Origin of the sequence: Geminocystis herdmanii PCC 6308 (genome assembly GCF_000332235.1) — a bacterium.
Taxonomy (GTDB): Bacteria; Cyanobacteriota; Cyanobacteriia; order Cyanobacteriales; family Cyanobacteriaceae; genus Geminocystis; species Geminocystis herdmanii.
Window position 1 is genome coordinate 3,858,871 of sequence record NZ_CM001775.1, and the last position, 24,497, is coordinate 3,883,367.

The 24,497-nt window shown below is 35.9% G+C and carries 23 protein-coding genes; 11 read left to right on the forward strand and 12 right to left on the reverse strand.

What is annotated here, in order from left to right:
- Positions 1-4 precede the first annotated feature (4 nt).
- Positions 5-391 carry a hypothetical protein gene (locus SYN6308_RS19295; RefSeq protein ID WP_017296100.1) on the forward strand — a complete coding sequence of 129 codons (387 nt, stop codon included), beginning with the start codon at positions 5-7 and terminating at the stop codon, positions 389-391.
- A gap of 162 nt (positions 392-553) precedes the next feature.
- On the opposite strand, the gene SYN6308_RS19300 is transcribed toward SYN6308_RS19295, so the two are convergent.
- Positions 554-1,198 (reverse strand): DUF305 domain-containing protein, encoded by a 645-nt coding sequence (locus tag SYN6308_RS19300; protein ID WP_017296101.1) that lies wholly within the window; start codon positions 1,196-1,198, stop codon positions 554-556.
- A 289-nt stretch (positions 1,199-1,487) separates the two neighbouring features.
- Here SYN6308_RS19300 and SYN6308_RS19305 point away from each other — a divergent pair, with 289 nt between their 5' ends.
- The 4 genes from SYN6308_RS19305 (at position 1,488) to SYN6308_RS19325 (ending at position 8,709) form a co-directional block, all read left to right on the forward strand.
- On the forward strand, positions 1,488-2,741 hold the full coding sequence (locus SYN6308_RS19305; RefSeq protein ID WP_017296102.1) for an ATP-grasp domain-containing protein: 1,254 nt from the start codon (positions 1,488-1,490) through the stop codon (positions 2,739-2,741).
- A gap of 181 nt (positions 2,742-2,922) precedes the next feature.
- Positions 2,923-4,149, forward strand: a complete 1,227-nt coding sequence (locus tag SYN6308_RS19310; protein WP_017296103.1) for a DUF790 family protein — start codon at positions 2,923-2,925, stop codon at positions 4,147-4,149.
- A gap of 489 nt (positions 4,150-4,638) precedes the next feature.
- Complete coding sequence (glgB, locus tag SYN6308_RS19320; RefSeq protein ID WP_017296105.1) at positions 4,639-6,930, forward strand: 1,4-alpha-glucan branching enzyme; 2,292 nt, start codon at positions 4,639-4,641, stop codon at positions 6,928-6,930.
- 81 nt (positions 6,931-7,011) lie between these two features.
- Complete coding sequence (locus SYN6308_RS19325) at positions 7,012-8,709, forward strand: helicase HerA domain-containing protein (protein ID WP_017296106.1); 1,698 nt, start codon at positions 7,012-7,014, stop codon at positions 8,707-8,709.
- A 299-nt stretch (positions 8,710-9,008) separates the two neighbouring features.
- Here SYN6308_RS19325 and SYN6308_RS19330 read toward each other — a convergent pair whose 3' ends face one another.
- The gene (locus SYN6308_RS19330) at positions 9,009-9,413 is read right to left on the reverse strand and encodes a type II toxin-antitoxin system death-on-curing family toxin (RefSeq protein WP_017296107.1); all 405 of its coding nucleotides are present in this window, start codon (positions 9,411-9,413) and stop codon (positions 9,009-9,011) included.
- Positions 9,410-9,634, reverse strand: coding sequence for an AbrB/MazE/SpoVT family DNA-binding domain-containing protein (locus SYN6308_RS19335; protein ID WP_017296108.1), 225 nt, complete (start codon positions 9,632-9,634; stop codon positions 9,410-9,412). The genes SYN6308_RS19330 and SYN6308_RS19335 overlap by 4 nt, the downstream gene beginning before the upstream one ends.
- Positions 9,635-9,844: 210 nt before the next feature.
- On the opposite strand from SYN6308_RS19335, the gene SYN6308_RS19340 reads away from it, so the two are divergent.
- Together SYN6308_RS19340 and SYN6308_RS25030 are read left to right on the forward strand one after the other, a co-directional pair.
- Positions 9,845-11,566: a peptide ABC transporter substrate-binding protein gene (locus SYN6308_RS19340; RefSeq protein ID WP_017296109.1), complete on the forward strand. Its 1,722-nt coding sequence runs from the start codon at positions 9,845-9,847 to the stop codon at positions 11,564-11,566.
- The gene (locus tag SYN6308_RS25030; protein ID WP_158412771.1) at positions 11,547-11,705 is read left to right on the forward strand and encodes a hypothetical protein; all 159 of its coding nucleotides are present in this window, start codon (positions 11,547-11,549) and stop codon (positions 11,703-11,705) included. The genes SYN6308_RS19340 and SYN6308_RS25030 overlap by 20 nt, the downstream gene beginning before the upstream one ends.
- Positions 11,706-11,797: 92 nt before the next feature.
- Here the strand turns inward: SYN6308_RS25030 and SYN6308_RS19345 are convergent, their stop codons facing one another.
- The 5 genes from SYN6308_RS19345 to SYN6308_RS25865 all read right to left on the reverse strand — a co-directional run bounded on the left by SYN6308_RS19345 (position 11,798) and on the right by SYN6308_RS25865 (position 14,932).
- Positions 11,798-13,033, reverse strand: a complete 1,236-nt coding sequence (locus SYN6308_RS19345) for an FAD-dependent hydroxylase (RefSeq protein WP_017296110.1) — start codon at positions 13,031-13,033, stop codon at positions 11,798-11,800.
- A gap of 166 nt (positions 13,034-13,199) precedes the next feature.
- On the reverse strand, positions 13,200-13,472 hold the full coding sequence (locus tag SYN6308_RS19350; RefSeq protein WP_017296111.1) for a hypothetical protein: 273 nt from the start codon (positions 13,470-13,472) through the stop codon (positions 13,200-13,202).
- Positions 13,473-13,626: 154 nt separating this feature from the next.
- Positions 13,627-14,343, reverse strand: a complete 717-nt coding sequence (locus SYN6308_RS19355) for an ABC transporter ATP-binding protein (RefSeq protein ID WP_017296112.1) — start codon at positions 14,341-14,343, stop codon at positions 13,627-13,629.
- A 132-nt stretch (positions 14,344-14,475) separates the two neighbouring features.
- Positions 14,476-14,703 carry an indolepyruvate ferredoxin oxidoreductase subunit alpha gene (locus SYN6308_RS19360; RefSeq protein ID WP_017296113.1) on the reverse strand — a complete coding sequence of 76 codons (228 nt, stop codon included), beginning with the start codon at positions 14,701-14,703 and terminating at the stop codon, positions 14,476-14,478.
- 103 nt (positions 14,704-14,806) lie between these two features.
- Complete coding sequence (locus SYN6308_RS25865) at positions 14,807-14,932, reverse strand: hypothetical protein (protein ID WP_272943044.1); 126 nt, start codon at positions 14,930-14,932, stop codon at positions 14,807-14,809.
- Between the two features lie 9 nt (positions 14,933-14,941).
- Between SYN6308_RS25865 and SYN6308_RS19370 the strand changes: the two genes are divergently transcribed.
- The gene (locus tag SYN6308_RS19370; RefSeq protein ID WP_017296115.1) at positions 14,942-15,538 is read left to right on the forward strand and encodes a hypothetical protein; all 597 of its coding nucleotides are present in this window, start codon (positions 14,942-14,944) and stop codon (positions 15,536-15,538) included.
- A 7-nt stretch (positions 15,539-15,545) separates the two neighbouring features.
- On the opposite strand, the gene SYN6308_RS19375 is transcribed toward SYN6308_RS19370, so the two are convergent.
- The gene (locus SYN6308_RS19375; RefSeq protein WP_017296116.1) at positions 15,546-16,193 is read right to left on the reverse strand and encodes a DUF2301 domain-containing membrane protein; all 648 of its coding nucleotides are present in this window, start codon (positions 16,191-16,193) and stop codon (positions 15,546-15,548) included.
- Between the two features lie 326 nt (positions 16,194-16,519).
- On the opposite strand from SYN6308_RS19375, the gene SYN6308_RS19380 reads away from it, so the two are divergent.
- The 3 genes from SYN6308_RS19380 to eno all read left to right on the forward strand — a co-directional run bounded on the left by SYN6308_RS19380 (position 16,520) and on the right by eno (position 20,982).
- Positions 16,520-18,700 carry a phosphoketolase family protein gene (locus tag SYN6308_RS19380; RefSeq protein ID WP_017296117.1) on the forward strand — a complete coding sequence of 727 codons (2,181 nt, stop codon included), beginning with the start codon at positions 16,520-16,522 and terminating at the stop codon, positions 18,698-18,700.
- A gap of 204 nt (positions 18,701-18,904) precedes the next feature.
- The gene (locus SYN6308_RS19385; protein WP_017296118.1) at positions 18,905-19,654 is read left to right on the forward strand and encodes a DUF3887 domain-containing protein; all 750 of its coding nucleotides are present in this window, start codon (positions 18,905-18,907) and stop codon (positions 19,652-19,654) included.
- A 32-nt stretch (positions 19,655-19,686) separates the two neighbouring features.
- Positions 19,687-20,982 (forward strand): phosphopyruvate hydratase, encoded by a 1,296-nt coding sequence (eno, locus tag SYN6308_RS19390; RefSeq protein WP_017296119.1) that lies wholly within the window; start codon positions 19,687-19,689, stop codon positions 20,980-20,982.
- Positions 20,983-21,179: 197 nt separating this feature from the next.
- Here eno and SYN6308_RS19395 read toward each other — a convergent pair whose 3' ends face one another.
- From SYN6308_RS19395 to SYN6308_RS19405, 3 genes are all read right to left on the reverse strand, one after another.
- Entirely contained in the window at positions 21,180-21,578 is a 399-nt protein-coding gene (locus tag SYN6308_RS19395) for a DUF4253 domain-containing protein (RefSeq protein ID WP_017296120.1), read from the reverse strand.
- Positions 21,579-21,670: 92 nt separating this feature from the next.
- Positions 21,671-22,711 (reverse strand): type 2 isopentenyl-diphosphate Delta-isomerase, encoded by a 1,041-nt coding sequence (gene fni / locus SYN6308_RS19400; protein WP_017296121.1) that lies wholly within the window; start codon positions 22,709-22,711, stop codon positions 21,671-21,673.
- A gap of 113 nt (positions 22,712-22,824) precedes the next feature.
- Positions 22,825-24,432 (reverse strand): Na+/H+ antiporter, encoded by a 1,608-nt coding sequence (locus SYN6308_RS19405; RefSeq protein WP_017296122.1) that lies wholly within the window; start codon positions 24,430-24,432, stop codon positions 22,825-22,827.
- Between the last annotated feature and the right edge of the window lie 65 nt (positions 24,433-24,497).

Genomic DNA, 24,497 nt, shown 5'->3' on the forward strand with positions numbered 1-24,497 from the left:
GATTGTGAATAGACTAACCGATGATACACTTTTATATAGAGCGATTACGAAAAAACAATGGCTCGATCGTGACAGAGAAATTAATGAAAAGGCTTTTACTTTACGTTTTCTAAAAACCAAACAACGTTGGGAGAAAGGATTATCCTGTGACTTGATAGAGAAAAAATCTTATCAATATATTAATGAATGTTTTGGAATTATTAAATTATCGGTAAAAGATATTAGAGACTTAGGTTTAGAGGTGGATAATGATCATGATACCCATGTTAATATTATTAATCTTCCAGATCCAGATTTACAAAAACAAGAATCAAAAGATATAGCTATTAAGTTAGCAAAAAAGGCTATTTTATCTAAAGACTGGTTCGATAATCCCTACAGAAAAAAGTAATCAAATAGAGAGACAAAAAGATGAGAATTTTAGTATAAAACAAGGCAATTCAGAACTTTAATTTTCATTACAGCATAAGTACTATTTTTTATTTGTTTGTTCGTAGGTTTTAACCTTTACTACCTGAAATATGGTCGATGTCTAATATACAATTAATAAACTCTATTTTTCGTACCATTGTTGTTGCCATTGTTTCATTTGATCAATTTCTGCTTGTTGAGAAGCTAAAATATCTTGAGCAATCTGTTGTAACTCTGGGCGTTGAGTTTTCTCGGCTAAATCCTTCGCCATAATCACCGCCGCTTCATGGTGAGGAATCATTGCTTCTAAGAAACGCAAATCATACTCAGCATCTGCACTACCTAAATCTACATTCATCTTCATTGCTTCAATTTGCTCTGTTGACATTGCCATCATGTGATTCATTTCACCATGCCAAGCCATGGGAGTTGTCATAGCGTTAGGATACCACTGTTTACGCCATTGTTTCATTTGCTCAATTTCTTTTTCTTGGGCATCGATAATGTTTTTAGCTAATGTTTGTAATTCTGGGCGCTGGGTTTTTTCTGCTAAATCCTGTGCCATAATCACAGCACCTTCGTGATGAGGTATCATCGCATCAATAAAACGAAGATCATAATTCGCATCTGCTGGACCTAAATCCATGCTATGATTCATGTCGTTATGATTAACCATAGTTTGAGATGCTGGTTTTTCTGAGATTTTATTAACTATTATCACAGTTGTAAATAAAACTAAAACACCTAAAGTTACATATATTTTTTTTGGTGAGTAATTAATATTCATATTATTTATGGTTAGATAAAAATAAGTTGTTTTAAGTTGAATAAATTAGAAAAAAGATTTTCGGGAAAGATAGGGAGAAAATAAAAATAATCACAAATTCTATTTTCTATCTATGAACCAATATAACAAACATCATAAAGTTCATCATAAAACGAGGTAATTTTCAATTTTCATGAGACATCTGAGAAAATTTGTTAAAAGAAAGGTTAAAACCCTTATTACAAACTAATAAAAAATCTTTTCTTCCAGAAGTCTATTTGTACTATTTTTTATTAATCAATTAAATATCATGGATTTATTAGAATATCAGGCAAAACAGCTATTTCAAGAGGTAGGGATTCCAGTATTACCATCTCAGTCGATTTCCCATGCTAAGGATTTAAAAAATCTGTTAATACCTTATCCGATAGTTTTAAAATCTCAAGTTTTAGCTAGTGGAAGGGCAAAATTTGGCGGTGTGAAGTTTGTTGAAAATACCATTGATGCCATTGCCGCTTCTCAATATATTTTTAATTTACAGATTGAAGGAGAATATCCTGAAGTTATTTTAGCGGAGGCTCGTTATGATGCTGAAAATGAGCTATTTTTAGCGGTTATGCTCGATTATACTCTGAAAAAGCCCATTTTGTTAGGTTCGATGTATGGTGGCATTCACATTGACGTTTTATTAGAAAATCTCCAAACCTGTGTCATTGATGGTGATTTTTCGCCTTTTTATGCCCGTCGTTTGGTGAAACAAATGGGATTAACTGGTAATTCGATCGCATCTGTGAGTAAAATTGTTGAAAAAATGTATCGTCTTTTTCTCGACTATGATTTAGAAGCCATTGAGATTAATCCTTTGGGGGTAAACAATAACGGGGAAGTTATGGCATTAGACGGCAAAATTAGAATTAATGATTATGCCTTGAATCGTCACCCTAAATTATTAGCATCTTTAAGTAAGGAAAATATTAGTCATTCTTCCCCTAGTTATAATGTATTAAAGTTAGATGAAACTAGCAATTTAGCGGTTATTTCCGATAGTGTGGACTTAGGTATTTTTACGGTTAATAGTTTACTTAATCAAGGACAAAAAACCCATAATTATTATTATATATTTTCAGGAAATAACAAAGATAAACAAGAAAATCTTAACAGTATTTTTGTAGATATATTCAACAATGAGCAAATAAAAGTTGTGTTAATTAATCTTGTCAATCAAGAAAATTTTTCAGATTTTTTTATTCAAAAAATTGGGGAATTTTATCAAAAAGATATTATTACAAAATTGCCCCGTAGTGAAGATAGAGTCGATCGACCTACGGGGTTGCGATTGTTTGAAAATACACCACAAGTTAAACGAAAACCCTCCCTTTCGGTGAGAAAAATTGATTGGGTTTTAAGAACTATATCATCCTATAATTCCATCGAACCTTCACAATTAAATGGATTACCCCGTCCAATTATAACGGATTTTGAAAGCTCGATCGCTAAAAGCGGCGCAAGCGCGATCGAGCAGACAATCAAATATTGTCAATCATATTTAGACATTGCCCCATAGTCTTTTGAGGGAGGTAGGAGTTAGGAGACAGGAGATAGTAGTAAGAATTATTTTAGTTACAAATGTGCAAACCCTGATTACCCATTAGACTTCTCCATTAATTCTGATTTAGAGGGCTGAAGCCCTTACTACAAACCAATAAAAAATCTTTTCTGGAGATGTCTAATAGACAAAGAGGATTATGTTAAAAAGTGATTTATTAATTTATCGTTATAGTGGACAAGGTATCATTCCCAAAAAATTACCCCTACAACCAGAATTTCTGGATATGGCACTAGAACTAATATACTGCTATCAAGATTATGTCGGGAAAACCCAAGGAGAATTAGAAGAAAAATTGCAAGAATTGGAGGGAGATAGTCCAGAATATAAGATAAAACGAGGCTTATCCCATTTATTGAAAAATAGTTTTGCTCAGTTTGAAATTATTAGCCCTCTTAATCCCACTATCTTACGGGAAAAAGTCTTTACCCTCGCAACAGAAAATACCCCTTTGCCCGATTATCGAGGAGAAACTTTAGACTCGATCGCATCCCAATTAACGATAGAATTAAAAAAAGAAGTCTTACCCTCAGAAGTAGAACAAGGATTATACGCAGACTTACAAGAAAATCGTATCCTCACCCAATTTGAAGCTCCAACTCCTGAAGCTCTCATTCACCGTTATAATGTTTCTCAAGTACAAGGCATTCTATACCGTGCGACAAATATTGTCATCAACGCCTATCGTAATGACCCCGGACAATATAAACTATTATTTAGGTACTTAAAATTATTTCAGTTGATGTCCTATATTGAGGGAGATGCTGACACTGGTTTTACGATTACGATCGATGGACCGACGAGTTTATTTAAGAGTAGTACTCGTTATGGTTTAGCCTTAGCCAAAATGATACCAGCTTTACTTCACGTTAGCAAGTGGAATTTAGAAGCAAAATTGCGCATGAAAGATAGTTTTGGCAGTGGCGAAAAAACTCTTTATTTTCAGCTAAATCATCAATGCGGTTTAGTCAGTCATTATGCCAACAATCAAAGTTATGACAGCCTTTTAGAAGAATCCTTTGCTAATAATTGGGATAAATTAAACACCGAATGGCGCTTAGAAAGAGAAGTCGATTTAATTCCCCTACCCGGTAGCGTAATGATACCAGATTTTCGCTTAGTGCATCCTGACGGGCGAAATTTTCTCTTAGAAATTGTGGGGTTTTGGCATCCTAATTATTTACAAAAAAAGTTTTATCAAGTCAGTCGTGCAGAAATTGATAACTTAATTTTAGCCGTGTGTGAGCGTTTAAATTTAGTTAAAGCAGGAGTCAATTTTCAAGATTTACCCCATCGTTTAATCTGGTTTAAAAACCGTTTATCTCCTAAAGATATTCTTAAATTAATTGAGAATGAAGAATCATAAATTCAGTAACCACTGCTCTAGGGGTGTAAACCTTACATTTCTAGGGGTGTAAACCTTACATTTCTAGGGGTGTAAACCTTACATTTCTAGGGGTGTAAACCTTACATTTCTAGGGGTGTAAACCTTACATTTCTAGGGGTGTAAACCTTACATTTCTAGGGGTGTAAACCTTACATTTCTAGGGGTGTAAACCTTACACCCCTACTCCGAACTTAATCGAAGCATGATCAAAACTTACAGACCATCTCTGATATGATTAAGCTAAGACGCATTTAAGTTACATATAATTTTATGATTAATAAATTAATCAATCTTCCCCCTCCTCCCCCTCCTCCCCCTCTTCCCCCTCTCTGTCTAATTAGTCTCCTAGTCTTCCCTCATCAAAAAACAATGAAGCAAACCCCTAAATATAAAAACTGATTCCCACAATAACAAAACTAGGTATCATGATTAGAACAATATAAAAAAAGTTTAAATATCGAGAATTAAATGCCTACAACTATAACCTTTGAGCAAGTTAATCAGATTGTTCATAATTTACATCATGATCCTTTTGAAATACTAGGTTGTCATCTCCTGTCAGAAAAAGAGAATAAAAAACAATGGGTAATTCGAGCATATCTTCCTAAAGCTACCAGTGCTTCTGTAGTTATTCCAGACAGTCGTCAAGAGTACGAAATGCGATCGAACCATCATCCCAACTTTTTTGAGTGTGAAATCGAAGCAAAAGAATTAAATAGCTATCAACTACGGATAAAAGAAGGAGATCACGAAAAAGTAATTTATGATCCTTATCAGTTTAAAGAAGTACAACTAACAGATTTTGACATCCATTTATTTGGCGAAGGTAATCATCATCGTATTTATGAGAAGTTGGGTGCTCACGTTATTGAACAAAATGGCGTTAAGGGAGTGTATTTTGCGGTATGGGCGCCCAATGCTCGGAATGTCTCGGTATTAGGGGATTTTAACTCTTGGGATGGACGAGAGCATCAAATGCGTAAACGTCAGAACATGATTTGGGAAATCTTTATTCCCGCTCTCGACTACGGTACTCATTATAAATATGAAATTAAAAACTGGGAAGGGCATATTTACGAAAAATCAGACCCTTTTGGATTTTATCAAGAAGTGCGCCCCAAAACCGCCTCGATCGTAGCTGATTTGGACTCTTATCAATGGCATGACGAAGAATGGCTCGAAAAACGCCGTAATACTGATCCTCTCACTCAGCCCGTTTCTGTGTATGAAATGCACTTAGGCTCATGGTTGCATACTTCGATCGAACAACCCTTAAAACAATATGGAAAAACCGCCGAAATCGTTCCCGTATCTGAATTAAAATCCACCGCCCGATTTTTAAATTACTACGAATTTGCTGAAAAATTAATCCCCTATATTAAGGAGTTGGGTTATACTCATATTGAATTATTACCCGTTGCCGAACATCCCTTCGATGGTTCATGGGGTTATCAAGTTACAGGATACTATGCCGCTACTTCCCGTTATGGTAGCCCTGAAGACTTAATGTACTTTATCGATAAATGTCACCAAGAAGGTATTGGAGTTATCGTGGATTGGGTACCCGGACATTTCCCGAAAGATGGTCATGGTTTAGCCTTCTTTGATGGTACACACTTATATGAACATGGTGATCCTCGTAAGGGAGAACATAAAGGATGGGGTACATTAGTATTTGATTATGGACGTAACGAAGTTCGTAATTTTTTAGTTGCTAATGCTCTATTTTGGTTTGATAAATATCACATTGACGGAATTAGAGTTGATGCAGTAGCTTCCATGCTTTATCTGGATTACGATCGAGAAGATGGAGAATGGGTAACGAATCAATACGGCGGTAGAGAAAACATCGAAGCGGTAGAATTTTTGCGCCAAGTAAATGGTACTATCTTTAATTACTTCCCCGGTATCCTTTCCATCGCCGAAGAATCCACCTCATGGGCAATGGTATCTCGTCCCCCTTATATGGGAGGTTTAGGCTTCAACATGAAATGGAACATGGGTTGGATGCACGATATGCTAGATTATTTCAGCATGGATCCTTGGTTTCGTCAATTTCACCAAAACAGCATTACCTTCAGTATGTGGTATCATCATAGCGAAAACTATATGTTAGCCCTTTCCCACGATGAAATTGTTCACGGTAAGAGTAACATGATCGGCAAAATGCCGGGGGATGAATGGCAAAAATTCGCTAATCTACGGAGTGTGTTCGGTTATATGTTCGCCCACCCGGGCAAAAAAACCATGTTTATGAGCATGGAATTTGGACAATGGAGTGAGTGGAATGTGTGGACAGATTTAGAATGGCACTTACTAGAATACGAAAAACATCAACAACTCAAAAAATTCTTTGCTGACATTAACACCCTCTATAAAAACGAACCTGCGTTGTATGAGTTAGATTTTGAGGAAGAAGGTTTCCAGTGGATTGATTGTAGTGATAATCGTCATAGTGTGGTTGCCTTTTTGCGTCGTGCCAAAAATGGTGAATTTATCGTTATCGTTTGTAACTTTACTCCCCAACCCCATAGCCATTATCGTATCGGCGTACCTCAAGAGGGTTTTTACACAGAAATCTTTAACAGCGATTCCCGTGACTATGGCGGTAGCAACATGGGTAATTTAGGCGGTAAATGGACAGAAAAATGGTACTTCCATAACTATCCTGATTCCCTTGATTTGTGTTTACCTCCCCTTGGTGTGTTAATGCTTAAACTCGATTCAAAAATCACTAATTCGATCGAATCTGACAGCTAAAGATAAAATAGTGAAATCTCAGTATAATAATTTTAGGGAAGAACAAATGAACCTTAAAATTATTGTTATCGATCGAACAGCATGAAATCTAATCAACCACAACCACTAGGATCAGTGATTCAAGGCTCTTTAAGCGAAGGTTTAGAGGTAAGATTACACTCGGATATATCAGTAGAAGATATGAGGGTAGGAAAATTTTTAGTAGTACAAGGAACTCGATCGAGATTTTTCTGTCTGTTAACGGATGTGTCGTTAGGTACTTCTAACCCTCGTATCTTTACCCATCCTCCCGATCCTAGTGATAGTTTCTGGTTAGACATCTTAGCAGGTAGTGACACCTACGGCACGATCGAAATTGCCCCCATGTTAATGTTAACCTTGACAAATGATGAAAAATATGTTAATGATTTTGATAATATTCCCTCTTTAAATGGCATAGAAACAGAATTACAACTATTACCCGTAAAAACCATTCCTAGTCATTTTAGTCAGGTTTACGAGTCCACAGAAAAAGATTTTCGATCGGTGTTTGGGTGGGAAAATGATCCTCATAAGTGTAATTTTGCCATTGGGCAACCCTTAGATATGGAAGTGCCTGTGTGTATGGATTTAGGGCGTTTTGTGGAACGAAGTAACGGTATTTTCGGCAAATCTGGTACTGGAAAATCATTTTTAACACGGTTGTTAATTTCAGGCATTATTCACAAAGAAGCCGCCGTTAATCTCATGTTTGATATGCACTCCGAATATGGTTGGGCTGCCGTGAGTGAAGGGAAACAATTTAGTATGGTAAAGGGTTTAAAACAGCTTTTTCATCATCGAGTGGAAATTTATACCCTTGATGCCGAATCCACTAATCGCCGAGGTGTACCCCATGCCCACGAATTGTATTTAAGTTATGATCAAATCGAAATTGAAGATTTAAGATTGATTGCCAGAGAATTAAACCTCTCGGAAGCGAGTTTAGATAATGCTAATGTTTTGGCTTCGGAATACGGCAGAGATTGGATTTATCAACTCTTAAACATGACAAATGAGGAAATTCAGGTATTTTGTAACGAAAAACAAGGACATCAAGGCTCAATTATGGCACTACAAAGAAAATTGAAACGTCTTGAGAGTCTTAAATATATGCGATCGGCTTGTCCTCATAATTATATCAAGGAAATCCTCGATCTTTTAGACGGGGGAAAACACGTTGTCATTGAATTTGGCTCTCAAGGCAATATGCTTTCTTATATGTTGGTTACAAATATGATTACTCGCCGTATCCATAACGCCTATGTGAAAAAAGCAGAGAAATTCTTACAAACTCAAAATATTCTCGATCGACCGAAACAATTAGTCATTACCATAGAAGAAGCTCATCGTTTTCTCGATTCTAAAATTGTCAATCAAACTATCTTCGGTACGATCGCACGGGAAATGCGCAAATATTTTGTAACTCTTTTGATTGTAGATCAAAGACCATCAGGCATTGATAACGAAGTAATGTCTCAAGTAGGCACAAGAATAACTTGCCTTCTCAACGATGAAAAAGACATAGACGCAATATTTACTGGCGTTTCTGGTGCTAGTGGATTACGATCGGTATTAGCCAAACTCGACTCCAAACAACAGGCTTTAGTATTAGGTCATGCTGTACCCATGCCTGTAGTTGTTCGTACTAGACCCTATGATAATGCTTTTTATACAGAAATCGGAGATACAGATTGGCAACAAAAAAGCGATGAAGAAGTTTTTCGAGTCGCCGAAAACAACCTTTCTGATTTATTTTAGTTACTTAGGGTTTGCTGAATAAATCAGAAAGCTATTAAAATCAAGACTTGGGGCATCGTTAAGTTAATAAAAAAGTGCGTAGTTTTAGGAATTTTTGCTCAAAAAGCAGGGTAGTATTATACCTGAGTGAACTATAAAATTATTGGTGAGAACTGACTTGGAAGACAGGCAGACAGGCAGACAGGGGGATTATATTTCTTGTGAATCAATAAAATTCTCTCAAAAATGTACAAATATTGAAAATTTTTCTTCCTGTCCACTTGTCCACTTGTCCTCCTGTCTAGTTTTCATCATTTTCTTTATGTCGAACTGAGGTTACTTATGGGCTTACTTTCGATTATAAACCACTTTTGTAATTCTTCTTCGTTTATTGTGCCACTGGCTAAGGCTTGAATTATGTTTACTACTTCTATTTCTGAGGCGATAAATTGATAACCATTGAGCATTAAAAAGGTTATTCCAGCAATAAAACCAGTTCTTTTATTAGCATCGATAAAGGGATGATTTTTGACTATGCTAAAGGTATAACGACAGGCTAAGGAGGGAATATCAATAACTTGATTGTAGTAATATTGATTTTGTGGACGGACTAAAGCTGATTCTAGCAAACCTTTATCCCTTAAACCATTTGCTCCTCCATATTCGCTGATTTGTTCTTGGTGGATGGCGATCGCCAAAGAAACTGACAACCAATGAATATTCATTTGGCTAACTCTCGTAAGGCATTGCGATATTGTTTCATTACTTTTCGTGCGGTGTCCATTTCTTTTTCAAATTCGGGATTATAGGGAGTAATTTCAAAGCCATTTGGGGTAGGAGTGAGATAGAGATTATCACCTTTTTCTATGTGCATTTTGGCTAATATTTCTTTGGGTAAAACAACCCCAGTGGAGTTACCGACGGTAGTTACTTTTAATTTAAACATTGTCTTATCAAAAATTTGTTATAACTAATATTATAATATTTGGCGAATAAATTATGCCACAAATAACGATCGAGAGTAGTCTCCTTAAGTTTTCAGCCGTTTAAAGTATAATCAACATTTATGGATTTTGAGGATTTTATCATGAACCGCCTATTTCAATGGGAGTAATGTTTTAATTCTCAATTCTCAATTTTCAATTCTCCATTAATTATGACTTATTCTTCTTTCATCAAATACATTTCCCTCGTTATTGCCAGTTTTAGTTTAATTAGTTGCAATTCTTCCCCGAATCCTGATGCTTCGAGTTCCATGGCAGAGAATGATAAACTATTAAAAATGATCTATTGGCAAGCACCCACTATTTTAAATCCTCACCTCTCCACAGGATTTAAAGACGCAGAAGCTAGTAGAATTACCCTTGAGCCTTTAGCAACCTTTAACCCCGACAGTGAATTAATACCAGTATTAGCCTCAGAAATTCCTACTGTAGAAAATGGCGGTATTGCTAAAGATGGAAAGTCGATCGAATGGAAGTTACGGCAGGATGTAAAATGGTCAGATGGACAACCCTTTACAGCTAAAGACGTGGTATTCACCTATGAATTTATCACCAATCCGAAAGTAGGCAGTGTCAATGCCAAAGAATATCTCAATGTGGAAAAAGTAGAAGCCTTAGACGACTATACCGTTAAAGTGACTTTCAAAGAAGTAAATCCTGCTTGGTTTTCCGTGTTTGTGGGCAGTGCGGGGATGATTTTACCCAGTCACCTTTATAGTGAGTATAACGGAGAAAATGCTCGATCAGCTCCATATAATCTTATCCCCATTGGCACAGGTGCTTATAGTGTGGTGCAATTTAAACCGGGAGATTCTGTCATCTATCAAAAAAATCCCCATTATCGTCAACCCGAAAAACTCAGTTTCGACAGTGTGGAAATTAAAGGAGGAGGAGATGCTACTTCCGCCGCTAGGGCAGTTTTACAAACCGCAGAAGCAGATTTTGCCTATAACATACAAGTAGAATCTAATATTTTGCAAGATTTAATTAAGGGAGGAAAGGGTAATATAGTTACTAATTTCGGTTCTAATAGTGAAAGGGTATTATTAAACTATACTGATCCTAATCGTGCCACATCGGAGGGAGAAAAATCAAGTTTACAGTTTCCTCATCCTTTTCTCAGTGATAGTAATGTGAGACAAGCCTTAGCTTTAGCCATCGATAAAAATACGATCGTAACCCAACTTTATGGTACAACAGGAAAACCCACCAATAACTTTTTACTTGCACCGCCTAACTACGTTTCTGATACTCCCTTCCCTGAATACAACATGGAAAAAGCCAAGGAATTATTAGATAATGCAGGATGGAAAGACAGTAACGGTGATGGCATTCGAGATAAAAACGGTGTGGAAATGAAGGTTGTTTTTCAAACTACCGTTAACCCTTTACGGCAAAAAACCCAAGAAATCATTAAACAGAGTTGGCAATCTTTAGGGGTTGCTGTAGAATTAAAGACGATCGATGCTAGTGTCTTCTTTTCTAGTGATCCTAGTAATACCGACACCGTAGAACGTTTTTCGGCGGACGTTCAAATGTTTACGACTGGTAACGGTAATCCCGATCCGACTCCCTACTTTCAAGTCTATACTTGTGATAATATACCCCAAAAGAGCAATAATTGGTCTGGAAATAACTACTCTCGTTATTGTAACCAAGAGTTCGATCGACTTTTAACGACTGTCACCACAGAATTAAACCCCGAAAAGAGGGCAACTATTTTTAAACAACTAAACGATTTACTGATTAAAGATACAGCAGTAGTTCCGATCGTACATAGAGGAGATACCGTAGCCGTTAGCAATAATTTACAGGGAGTAGAATTAACCCCTTGGGATTTAAAAACATGGAATATTGCTGACTGGAATAAATAATAACAGGAAAAATATCACCGATTGGCGGTTAGAAAAATTCAGAGAAGCCTATAACGTAAAACAGCCTTCTAGGCTGTCAGACAGGCAGGATGCCTGTTTCACCGAGGGGAAGGATATTGAAAAAATTGATATTCTTTAAATTTTTATCTTAAAACTTTGCATCATAGTTTTTATCGATTAGGGAGATAGGAGTCAGGAGACAGGAGAAATACTGATATTTTTATGTCCAACTCAAGTAATAATGAGGGGTTTTCTTCCCTTCAAGCCAGTCATTAACTTTAAGGCAAAAAGTTTTAAAGGAGGAATATGTCTCATCATTAGTAATCCGCAACGGCGAATAGCGATGATAGGAAAAAGATTACTAGAGAAAAATCTATCTAAAAAGTCGGTAAAGCCTAAAATAGCTAAATTTTCTTGTTTACGCCAATGATTATATTGGTTTAATACTTCTAAATCACCTATATCTTTGTTGTCTTTGACTGCCTGAGTTAAAACTTCCGCTAAGGCGACAGCATCTCTGATACCTAAGTTTAAACCTTGCCCACCGACAGGATGACAACAATGGGCGGCATCACCAATTAATGCTAATCTGGGTTTAACATAAGTTTCACTCTGCATTAATTGTACTGGAAATAGGTTTCGATCGCTCACTAATTCAAATGTACCAAAATGCCCTTCAGTATGATGTTGGAGACGGGAGATAAATTCAGAGACAGGTAAAGATTGTAACTCTTTAGCGATGGCATGAGGCGCACTCCAAACGATTTGACAACGATTGTCGGGGAGAGGAAGAATCCCCATAGGACCTGTTTCCCAAAAACGTTCAAAAGCCGTATCATTAGACTTGGCGGAGTGTTTGATGGTAAAAGCAACGCAGGATTGCCAATATTTCCAGCCACGAGTTTTAATATTTGCCTGTTGTCTAACGTAGGATTTTGCACCGTCAGCACCGATAATTAATTTAGTGTGAAGGTTAATGTCTTGATTTTGATGACGAATTTTGACAATATTCTGGGAGTCTTGTTTTTCGATACCAATGACTTGAGTTTCTTCATAGTAGGTAATATCCGAAGATTGTAAACTGGCATTTTGTAACGCTGACAAGATGTAAGAATGTTCCCCCACATAACCTAAATAATCGGTTTGCAAATCTTCGGTTTTAAATTTCACTATCCAAGGGAAAAAAGCATCACTGAGACGAATATGCTTAAATTTGCCGATGTGAGGAAAAATATCATGCCAAACCCCAAGACTATGGAAAATTTTACCGCTTAAAATCGATAAGGCGTAGGCTTGTTTGCGATTTTTTGTCATTACTAGGGTTTGACTTTCGATTATGGCAATTTTCAACCCCGTATTTTTCAAGGCTATGGCTAAAGTTGTACCGACAATACCACCGCCAACAATGACTAAATCATATTTTTCGATAACTGATACATTCGTGATAGAGGATTTTTCTTCATTCATAAGTCACTGCAAATAATATAATTTCGATCGAGGTAAATTCGATCGGACACTTAATATATCTTAACATTTAATTCAGGAGTGTCTTATAGTATTTTGGAGTTGGGGAGTTGGGGAGTTGGGGTGTTGGGGTGTTAGAGAAAATTTGTTAATTGTTAATTATTAATTGTTATTTTCGTTCATTTTTACGAGTTTTTTTCAATTTTTTTAGCATTCTTTCCCCCTTACCACTAGAGATTTTAAATTTATATCCCCCTCGTTTAGCAATGCCAGAAATTTCTATAAATTTTTCCGACTCTAAACCCATTAAATGATGATTTATCCTATATAAACCACCATCCCTAAGAATACTAAATTTACATAAATCTCCGATCGATATATGAGGATATTCAGCTATAATTAAAAAAATTTCTTTACGATTGCCTGTTAGTATATGATTCATAGATAGTCACCTCTATTTTATCTAATTATTAATTAAATTAAACATAAGAATATATAGGAGAATAGGCTATCAATTTGATTGATTAAAATATTATAATTTTATGAAGAAGGAATATTTTTCAAGCCTAAATATCCCATTCTAACCTATAAAAAAATTAATGACTGACACCGAGATATAATTGGGCAACTTGAGGATTATTAAGTAAGTCTTCACCTCCCCCCTCAATGGCATCTCTACCGCTTTCCAAAACATAACCACGATGCGCCATCATTAAGGCTTTTTTAGCATTTTGTTCTACTAAAACAATAGCCTTTCCCGTAGCATTTATTGCTTTTATTTGTTCAAAAATATTATTAACCAAAATAGGCGAAAGTGCCGCTGATGGTTCATCCAATAATAACAAATCAGGGTCTAGCATTAAAGCCCTCCCCATGGCTAACATTTGTCTTTCACCTCCTGATAATGTACCAGCTTTTTGTTTTGCCCTTTCTTTCAATTTAGGAAACATAGTATATATTAGCTCTTTTTGTTTCTTGCTTGAGCCTGATAAAGTATAAGCACCCATTTCCAAATTTTCCTCAATGGTGAGACTAGGAAAAACATTGACAATTTGAGGCACATAACACATTCCCCGCCTAACAATCTCATTAGGCTTTAATCCGGCAATATTTTCTCCTTTAAAAATGATTTTGCCCTGATTTGGTGATAATAATCCAAAAATCGTCTTTGCTAGAGTGGACTTTCCTGCACCATTAGGACCTATTACCGTTACTAACTCATGTGCTTCAATTTTAAAATTTATACCTTGTAAAATGTTTAAGTCTTTTATATATCCAGCATAAACATTTTTTACTTCTAGCATAGGACTCATAATAATTGAGAATGGATAATTGAGAATGGATAATTGAGAATTGAGAATTGAGAATTGAGAATTGAGAATTGAGAATTGAGAATTGAGAATTGAGAATTGAGAATTGAGAATGGAAAATGGATAATGGGTAAGTTAAACAGGGGTTTTTTGCAATTCTGGTCGTTCTTCTGCTAAAATTGCATCTTCTACGGGGCAAACTTGAAGACAAATTCCACAGTCTATACAAGTATCAAAATCAATCCAATACCAATCCGTGCCTTTTATATTTTTACTTACTCCTTCGTGAATACACGCTACAGGACAAGCTGAAACACAATCGGCGATTCCTTCACAAACATCTGTTACAATAGTATGGGGCATTTTTTATCTCTCTTTGATATAATTACCCAAATAATTATATAGCAATCTGATTTGATTTGTGAGATATTGACGAGGTAGAAGACTCCGAAGATAGGCAGGAAGACTAGAAGACTAGAAAAAAATTGATGCGTTTTCCATTCTCCATTCTCCATTCTCCATTCTCCATTCTCCATTCTCCATTCTCCATTCTCCATTCTCCATTCTCCATTCTCCATTCTCCATTCTCCATTAATTAATGATGTCTTATTCTCATTATCCATTAGGAAAAGGTAATAATCAGCAATTGAGTTTATTTGAATCACAGGCAATTTATGAGGTGAAAAAGCCGAATTTAGTGTCTGATTTTGTTATGAGTTATGACTTCTTAAAAACATGGAAAAATAATCTTTATACTTATCAACAAAATCAACGAAATAATTTATCTCAACAAACTACTTTTTTTGAGGATAATATTAGTTTATTTGATGTGGATTTATTTGATCCTTTTTCTCTTGAAACTCATCCTGATCAATTTTATGATTTACCGAACTATAATCTTAGTAGCAGTTGTCTTTATTTTATCTTAGATACTGATGCTAATTTACTTTTATATGTAGGAGAAACTAAGTTATCTCCTCATCAAAGATGGGTTAATCATGATTGTAAAAGTTATATTCAAAATTATGTTGAATTGCATCGCAAATATAAGCTAAATTTGACTATTCGTAGTGCTTTTTTATGGGGAATTTCTACGGAGAGAAAGTTACGTCAATCCATAGAAAAACAATTAATTATTAAGTGGCGATCGCCTTTTAATAAAGAGTCTTGGCAATATTGGGGGCAACCTTTTAAATAGTTAATAATTAATTAATTTGTTTATTTTTTTGATTTTTTAAGTATTCAAATACTGATTTATCTCCTATGTCTGGGGTAATGTCTTGAATGGTTTTATTCATGATAAATACTAAAAATAATATTCCCCATGTAGCTAGTAAAAATTGTTCTAATTTTAAGGTGAAAATATCAAGCATATAACCTAGTAATAAACTGGGAATCATCAAGGTTAAAACTTTTGATTCTACACGGTTAAAACAGAAGGCTTCTTTAATAAATATTCCTGTTAAACTAGCAAAAATAAAGCCAATTCCTAATAAACTTAAGGGATTGTTATTGATAAAAGTTACTAAATTTCCTTGACTTTCGATCGAAAAGATGATAGTACTAATTGTACCGATTATCCAGAAAAGTTTGAGGGTATCATGTAAGGGTTTTAAATAAATATGAATTTTTTGTAAACTTACCCCTAATCCGATGATAAAAAAGGCAAATAAGAGAGTAATTATTTTTTCAGTAATGGGATTTAAACCTACCCAAAAAAAGACTAATATTCCCACAGCAAAACTGACGGCAGCGACTCCTAAACCAATACGATAGATTATGACTTCTTTTCGATCGTCTTGGGTTATGGTAAAATATCCGAATTGTCCTTGATAAACTTCAGATTCTGTCATCATAGTATTTAATTGATTCTTACTCTAATTTGATTAGTTCGATCGTCATATTGTTTATTTTATTTTACCATTACTGCTATTATTACTCAATAACCCTTATTTTAAAAGGTTTTTAATCTCGAACTCAGGTTTCTCCTATCTCCTGTCTCCTGACTCCTTTCTCCTATCCTCATCAAAAAACTTTTTCAGCAACCCCTAACTACTGACTAATTAACTATTTATAATTACCTATTTAAAATTAATTAATTATTTACTTTACTGAATGACCAAAAAGTGTAAAAATGGATTGAATATTGCAGTAAATTAGAGATTCGATCGAACTTAATATGACAACAGCCCCATTTTATCAAGGAATCCAGTATTTTAAAGAAGAATTACCCTATTTTAGTGATTATGGTCAAGAAAACGCTATTTTAGACAATGAAACAGCAATTTCCTCTCCTACAGACAAAAAAGCCGTTTATCAAACCCTTCTCGCTTCCGATGCTTTGCGTTACCTTACCCTTCATATTACCGCTAGTAAAGAATCAGGACATCCCGGGGGTTTCGCTAGTTGTGTCGAAGTAATCGCCTCCCTCGTCATGTTAGGGCATAAAAATTTAATAACCGAAGTGGGACATCATGCCCCCGGATTCTATAGTACCGTATTCCTCGATCGATCCCTCGAAAAAATGGGTATCCATACAGTACAAGATATGAGCGATCGTTTTCGGGAAATGCACGGGCTTTTAGGGCATTTATCGGGACAAATCCCCGGATTACTCAATCCAGCCGGTCCTCTTGGGCAAGGACAACATTTTGCTATGGCAGGGGCGAAATTACACCCAAATACGCTGTTTCCCGTTACTATTGGAGACGGAGGATTAGGTGAACCTTATATTATGAGTAGCTTTGGACACTTCAATACTGCTTATCCCCAAGTTACCAACTTTTTACCTATCCTAGTGTGGAATGGTTACTCCCAAGAGCATCATAGTATGGTATCCACCAAGACGAATGAAGAAATGATAGCTTACTGGGAGGGTAACGGCTTTAAGGAAGTAATCCTCGTCAACGCCAAAGACTTCGATGACGCTAATCAAGAAGGCGAATATGTGGATAGCACCAAATTTTCCTTTGAAAAACGCTTAGAATTTACTCAAGCGGTTTTAGAAGCTACCGACAAAGCTAGTAAATCCGCCTTGGGTGGTACTTTAACGGTTTTAATCATTAAACAACTAAAAGGGGCAGGTGTCCACAAACGAGGTTCACAATCCCATAACTTATACCCCGGTGACACTTTAGAAAAAGATTATATCATCTCAGCCCTCCAAGAAAGAGCCTTAACTAAAGAAGCATGGGAATTAGTGCGTAGTAATTTTGTTCGGGCTAATGGCGGTTCAAATGCAGACAAAGCCGTTACCGAATCAGTGTTACCCCTTCCCGACTTAGGCAAATTACCCTTAACCGAGTATGCTGTGGGAGGAGATAAAAAAGTCGCTACTACCGCTATGGGTGAAATTGTAGTTCATGTCGGCAAAAATGATCCCAATTTCATCGTCACTAACGCTGATGGTAACGCCGCATCTGGAATTAATAACATCAACATTGGCTTAAATATCGTACATCCCACCGTAGATGCTACCTATTTTCAGCAACCCCAAGGGCAAGTTTATGAGCCTTTAAGTGAGGATGCTTGTGCAGGTTTAGCCGTTGCCTTATCGCTTTTTGGAGCAAGAACCTTGTGGTGTTCTTACGAATCATTTGCAATAAATGGGCTACCAATTTGGCAAACCGTCACCCAAGCCATGGCGGAATTGAGACGGGAAACCCCTTCTACTATTACTTTATTCACCGCAGGGGCATTAGAGCAAGGACGCAACGGTTGGACTCATCAACGCCCCGAAATCGAGAACTATTTTGCCGCTATGATGCGTAATGGTAACGTTTTCCCCCTCTTTCCTTGCGATGCTAACAGTATTCAAGTTTGTTATGAATGGGCATTATCCACTAGCAATAAGGGAATTACCATTACTGCAAGTAAATCTCCATTACCAATTTTAACCACTTTTGAGCAAACCAGAGAAGCCTTAGACAAAGGCGGAGTTATCCTCCACGACTCCGAAGGAAGCAAAAAAATTGTTTTCCCTGTCATCGGTGACATGACTTTAATTCCTGTCTATGAAGCCACGAAAACCTTAGAAGCAGAAGGCTATGGAGTGCGTATCGTTTCCGTTATCAATCCTCGCCGTTTATATCGCCCCACGGATGTGGCTTGGGATAGTTGCACTGTCAAAGATGATAATTTCCTTGATGATGCAGGATTTGAGCGGTTATTCGGTGGAGATGTGGTGATCGGTGTGACTGGTGGTACAAGTGCCATGTTAGAGCCTATTATGTTGCGTAGTAATGCGAAACGAGATACTTTTGCCTGGAAACGGGGAGAAACCACCGCCAGTGCAGGGCAATTAATGGCATTTAATGGTTTAACGGCTGAGGCTTTAGTTGCCAGAGCAAAACAATTATAACTTGCAACCCCTAATTATTAGCTCATCTTCCTCTCCATCTGTTTCCCCTGTCTCCCTTTCCACCTTTTTCCTTAATCATTCACTTATGTAGTAAATATAAGTCAGGGTATCATAATTTTTGTTCGATCGTATCAAATAAAGGTTAAAATTCATTGTGGGAATTTATTTACATAACCCACATTAACCATTAAATAGTCCGTTTTTATGAAAATTAGTCGATTTATTACTGTTAGTTGCTTATCTTTAGTTTTAGGAGGATTAGCTTATCAGTCTTCTAGTTATGCTGAAAAATCAGAAAATCCTCTGTTGATTTCCCAAAATACGACTCAAGATAAATCTGTAACCATCGAAGCCAAAGGAAAAGAACTTCTTAATTTATTCTTTGCACAAAAATTCCAACCCGTATTAAACACAGTTTCACCTCAACTCCGTGAAGAAATTTCTTTAGAACTTTTACAAAGATTTTGGAATAATACCAATAAACAAAATGGTGCATTTAAAACCATAAAAGAATCTAAAGTAATCATCACTCCGGCTAGTGATTTAGCTATTTTTACCCTTGAGTTTGAGAAAGTAACCGAAGACTGGATAGTTATTTTCAGTGATGCTGAAGAAATTATTGGTATAGATATTCCCACTGCTGACAGTATAGACGATATTGCCAAAAATTTTATTAATGACCTCAATAATGGTGATTTTGCCAATGCAAGACTTCATTTACATCCTTTTCTTAAAGAACAAATTTTTGGTGAACAATTAGAGAGTCGATGGAATAGTTTTAAAACTCCTCTAGGTGATTTTAAAGAAATTAAATCAACTACTGTCAGAAGAGGCACTAGAGGCGATGATACTGATGTGGTATTTATGAACTTAGAATTTGCTCAAGGAGAAGAACAAATCTTGATTATTTTTAACGATTCTAAGAGTATCATAGGGGTAGATTTTATTCAATAATGAATAACGTTAAATATATATAGGTTGGTGAAATGTTAGAACAAGAACCCATGTTAATTGAAGAAATTACAGCTAGGGAAATTTTAGATTCCCGTGGAAAACCTACTGTGGAGGCGGAAGTTCGTCTTTCCAGTGGTTCAGTCGGTTTAGCTCAAGTGCCTAGTGGTGCTTCCACAGGTAGTTTTGAAGCCCATGAATTACGAGATGAAGACCCGAAACGATACGGCGGTAAAGGTGTATTAAAAGCCGTTGACAATATCATCGATAAAATTGAACCTGCCTTACTTGATCTCGATGCCTTTGATCAAGTCGGAGTGGATACCGCTATGATTAACCTTGATGGTTCATCCAATAAGAAAAATTTGGGAGCAAATGCCATTTTAGCGGTATCTTTAGCTAATGCCAAAGCCGTTGCAGGAGAGTTAGGAATACCCCTTTATCGCTATTTAGGTGGTCCTTTGGCGAATGTGTTACCCGTGCCGATGATGAATGTTCTTAATGGTGGTTCTCATGCGGATAATAACGTGGATTTTCAGGAATTTATGATTATGCCCGTAGGTGCAGAAACTTTTTCTGAGGCTTTGCGTTGGGGTGCAGAAATTTTTGCTTGTTTGAGTAAGGTTTTAAAGGAGAAAAACTTGCTTTCTGGGGTAGGGGATGAAGGGGGATACGCACCCAATTTAGGTTCAAATCAAGAGGCTTTAGACTTGCTTATTCAGGCGATCGAATCTGCTGGTTATAAACCGGGTACAGAAGTTGCTTTAGCTATGGATGTAGCCGCTAGTGAGTTTTGCAAAAACGGACAATACACCTATGATGGTTCGGCTCATTCTCCTGTAGAATTTATCAATTACCTCGATGAATTAGTGGCTAAATATCCGATTATTTCGATCGAAGACGCTTTACACGAAGACGATTGGGATAGTTGGAAGTTACTCACCGATAAACTAGGCTCAAAAATTCAGTTAGTCGGTGATGATTTATTCGTTACTAATATGACTCGTTTGCAAAAGGGTATTGATTTAGGCATTGCTAATGCTATTTTAATCAAACTCAATCAAATTGGTACTTTAACGGAAACCATGCAAACTATTGAATTGGCTACCCGTAAAGGTTATCGCTCCGTTATCAGTCATCGATCGGGCGAAACTGAAGATACTACGATCGCCGATTTAGCCGTAGCTACTAGGGCGGGGCAAATTAAAACAGGTTCACTCTGTCGTAGTGAAAGAGTAGCAAAATATAATCGCTTACTACGCATCGAACACGAATTGGGTGATCGTGCTATCTATGCACCACAAATCGGTTTAGGACCACTTTTAAAATAATGAGTAATGAGTAATGAGTAATGAGTGATGAGTGATGAGTAATGAGTAATGAGTAATAGACTTCTCTATAAAAGATTTTTGATTGCCTCGTAGTAAGGGCTTCAGCCCTCGTTTTAGCAATTAATGGAGGTGTCTAATCAATAATATTCTTTTCTCGAATTATATGACCTTCTCTTGATAATCTTGATAGAGTTAATTTAATCCCACCATAAACTTACTTTTTTTTCTCTTTTAAGGGCATTTATCAAAATTTTTAGCCCGAAATCAGGGTTATCTAAATCAACTCCTACAAGTAACGCTTTTGTATATTCATCAATCTCTTGACCTGATTCCGACATCATCGCTAACATATCATCCATACAACCAAATCCTTGATCAATAATATCAGGACAAAACTCATAAATTTCGATCGCCATTTCTTGGAGATTATCGGGTAATACTTGAAAGGATACTGTTACTTGGTCATAACTAACATCACTAATAGTAATCCCAAATCGGTGATGCCAGTCTTCAAGTTTTTTAATAATATCTTCAGTGGTTACATCATAGTTAATGCCATTAGTTTGATATTGTTTAATCAGTTCTAAACCAATCATTTTTTTGATCTAAGAAAAAATCGTAATAAAATTGTTATAAATTATATATTAAAAAAGTAAAAAATAAAAGATTAATTTTCAATTTTCAATTTTCAATTCTTCATTATTCCTTGTTGTTGTAAATTGCTTATATCCTTGTTTCCCGTGCAAAATAACACGGTTTTGATTTCGGCGTTAAGTAACTCAACTAATTGCTCTAAGGCTTCAATAGATTCGATCGAACTCTTTAAAAAAGGATAAGCTAAACCCACCATATCAGCACCTAAAGCCAACAATTTTGCCACTTCCAAGCCGTTACGAATACCCCCAGAAGCGATTAAAGGAATATCAGGGTATTTTTGGGCGATGTCTGCTACACAGTCGGCGGTAGAAATACCCCAATTAGCGAAGGTTTTGCCCAATTCTCGTTTTAAATAATTATCGCTTCTTTCGCTTTCTACCATTGCCCAGGATGTACCTCCAGCCCCAGCCACGTCAATGGCTTTGACTCCCACATTGATTAATTTTTCTGCCATTGTTGCATTGATACCGTTACCAACTTCCTTGACAATCACAGGTATCGAGATTTTTTCACATAAAACCCCGATTTTCTCCAATAAACCTTGAAAATTGGTATCTCCTTCGGGTTGGATACATTCTTGTAAGGGGTTAAGATGAAGAATCAAGGCATCCGCTTCTAAAATTTCGACTAATTTCAAGCATTCTGCCCATGTATAGCCATAATTTAACTGTACTGCTCCAATATTGGCTAATAATAATATATCAGGACAGCTCGATCGAACTTGAAAAGTTTTGGCTACCTCTGGTTTTTCAATGATAACACGACCTGAACCAATACCCATCGCAAGACCATATTTTTGCGCAATAATTGCTAATCTTTGATTGATTAATTGAGCATTTTCTGTGCCTCCTGTCATGGAAGAAATTAAGATGGGAGTTGCTAATGTTTTCCCTAAAAAATTAGTAGAAATATCAATATCTGCATAATTTAATTCTGGTAAACAACAATGAGTAAAATTATATTTTTCTAACCCATTTTTTACTTGATTAAACTGTACTTTTTCATCTAAACAAATACGAATATGATCATCTTTTCTTGTTTGAGTATTAGTTAAATTATCTTGATGTTCCATAATTATTATTCTTTTCTATTATTACGATCGTACTAATTATAAAGCGTTTTTGGTTTTGGTTGAGTTAAAGAAGTATTAAAAATTTATCCCTCAGATTGTGTAAAAGCAATTCTTCATTGTTCTTTGGCGATAATTTCCTGTAAAATGGGGGAAAGATCCTTATTTAATTCCCCCTTTAAAATTAATTCTGCATAAGTATCCGCCTCAATATTAAGCAAATTTTCCTTTAATTTTTTCATAGAAATAGTTTTAAATTCGGGATTTTTTTGCTGTAAATCTACTATTTTTTCCTTGATATTCTCTAGTTGCCCTTCAATCAACTTTTCTTCATAACCATAAAATTCAGGATCAATTTCAGGAGTTTGATCAAGGGGAATAGATTTTAAATAATCCAAGACTTTATTTAAGGCAAATCTTCGGGCTAATAGTTCAGAATATTCTTGTTTAAGGACTTGATTGCCAATTAAATTTAACTTCTCTAAAAATAATTTAGTGGTTAAACCTTGTACTAATAAAGTGAATAAAACTACCCCGAAAACTGTTTCAATTACTTCTTGACGTTGAGATAAAATTGTAGGTACACTTAAAGCCAATGCAATGGAAACTGAACCTCTTAAACCGCTCCACCAAAGAACAGTTTGTTCTCGCCAATTAATCTCATTGACTGTGATTAAATTGCTAATATAAGATAAAATAAAAATGGCAATAAATCTCGTTACAACTAAAGCAATAATTGCTACAAAAATCACATCTAAATGAGTGATTAAATCAGCAAAATTAATCTGATCACCTATTAATAAAAAGATGATAGAATTAACTAAAAAAGCGAGAAATTCCCAAAACTCAGAAACGACTAAACGGGTACGGGGATTCATGCCAATTCTTGAGCCAAAATTGCCCAAAATTAAGCCCACTACCACAACTCCAATTACCCCAGAACCACCTAATTTTTCTGTTACTAAATATACCCCATAAGCGGAGACTAATGTTAATGATTGTTCTACTAAGGGTAAATCAAATCTTTGGGTTAAATAAGAAATTCCAAAGCCGATTAATAAGCCGACAGCAGTTCCAATGCCGACAAAAGTGGTAAATTGAATAATAGAATCAGTGAATGAAAATGTATTTTGTCCGAGGGGTATTCCTACCAGTAAAATGAAAGCAACAACGGCAACACCATCGTTTAACAAACTTTCCCCTTCTAACAAAGTTGTTAGTTTTTTACTAGCACCTAATTCCCTAAATAATGCTACCACAGCAACAGGATCACTTGCCGATAAACTTGCCCCTACTAAAAGTGCGATCGCAATGGGCATAGAGGTAAAATGACTCAGGGAAAAAGAAACCCCTATGATGGAAATAATTACCCCAATGGTAGCTAAAAGAATCACCGGGATAAAATTCTTTTTTAACTCCTCCCATTTGATATTCCATGCCGCTTCAAATAATAATGGTGGTAAAAATATTTCTAAGATTAATTCTGGAGATAAATCGACTAATCTAATATTAACAAATGCCAATCCTAAACCCACTATTACTAAAAGTAAAGTGTAGGGAATTTGTCGAAACCAACTAGAAAAACGAGAGATAGTAGCAACGGATAAAGAAACAGATAAAACAATCAAAAACTGTTGCAAATTTTCTTCAATAGAAATCTCTGCGAAAAAAGTATTTAAAGTTAAATCACTGATAATTAAGAATTGATGAAGTGAAGAAGCCATATTAAGCCTATAACTTTAATTGATCCATTGCATTTTATCAAACTTTATGAAACTTGGAGAGCTTT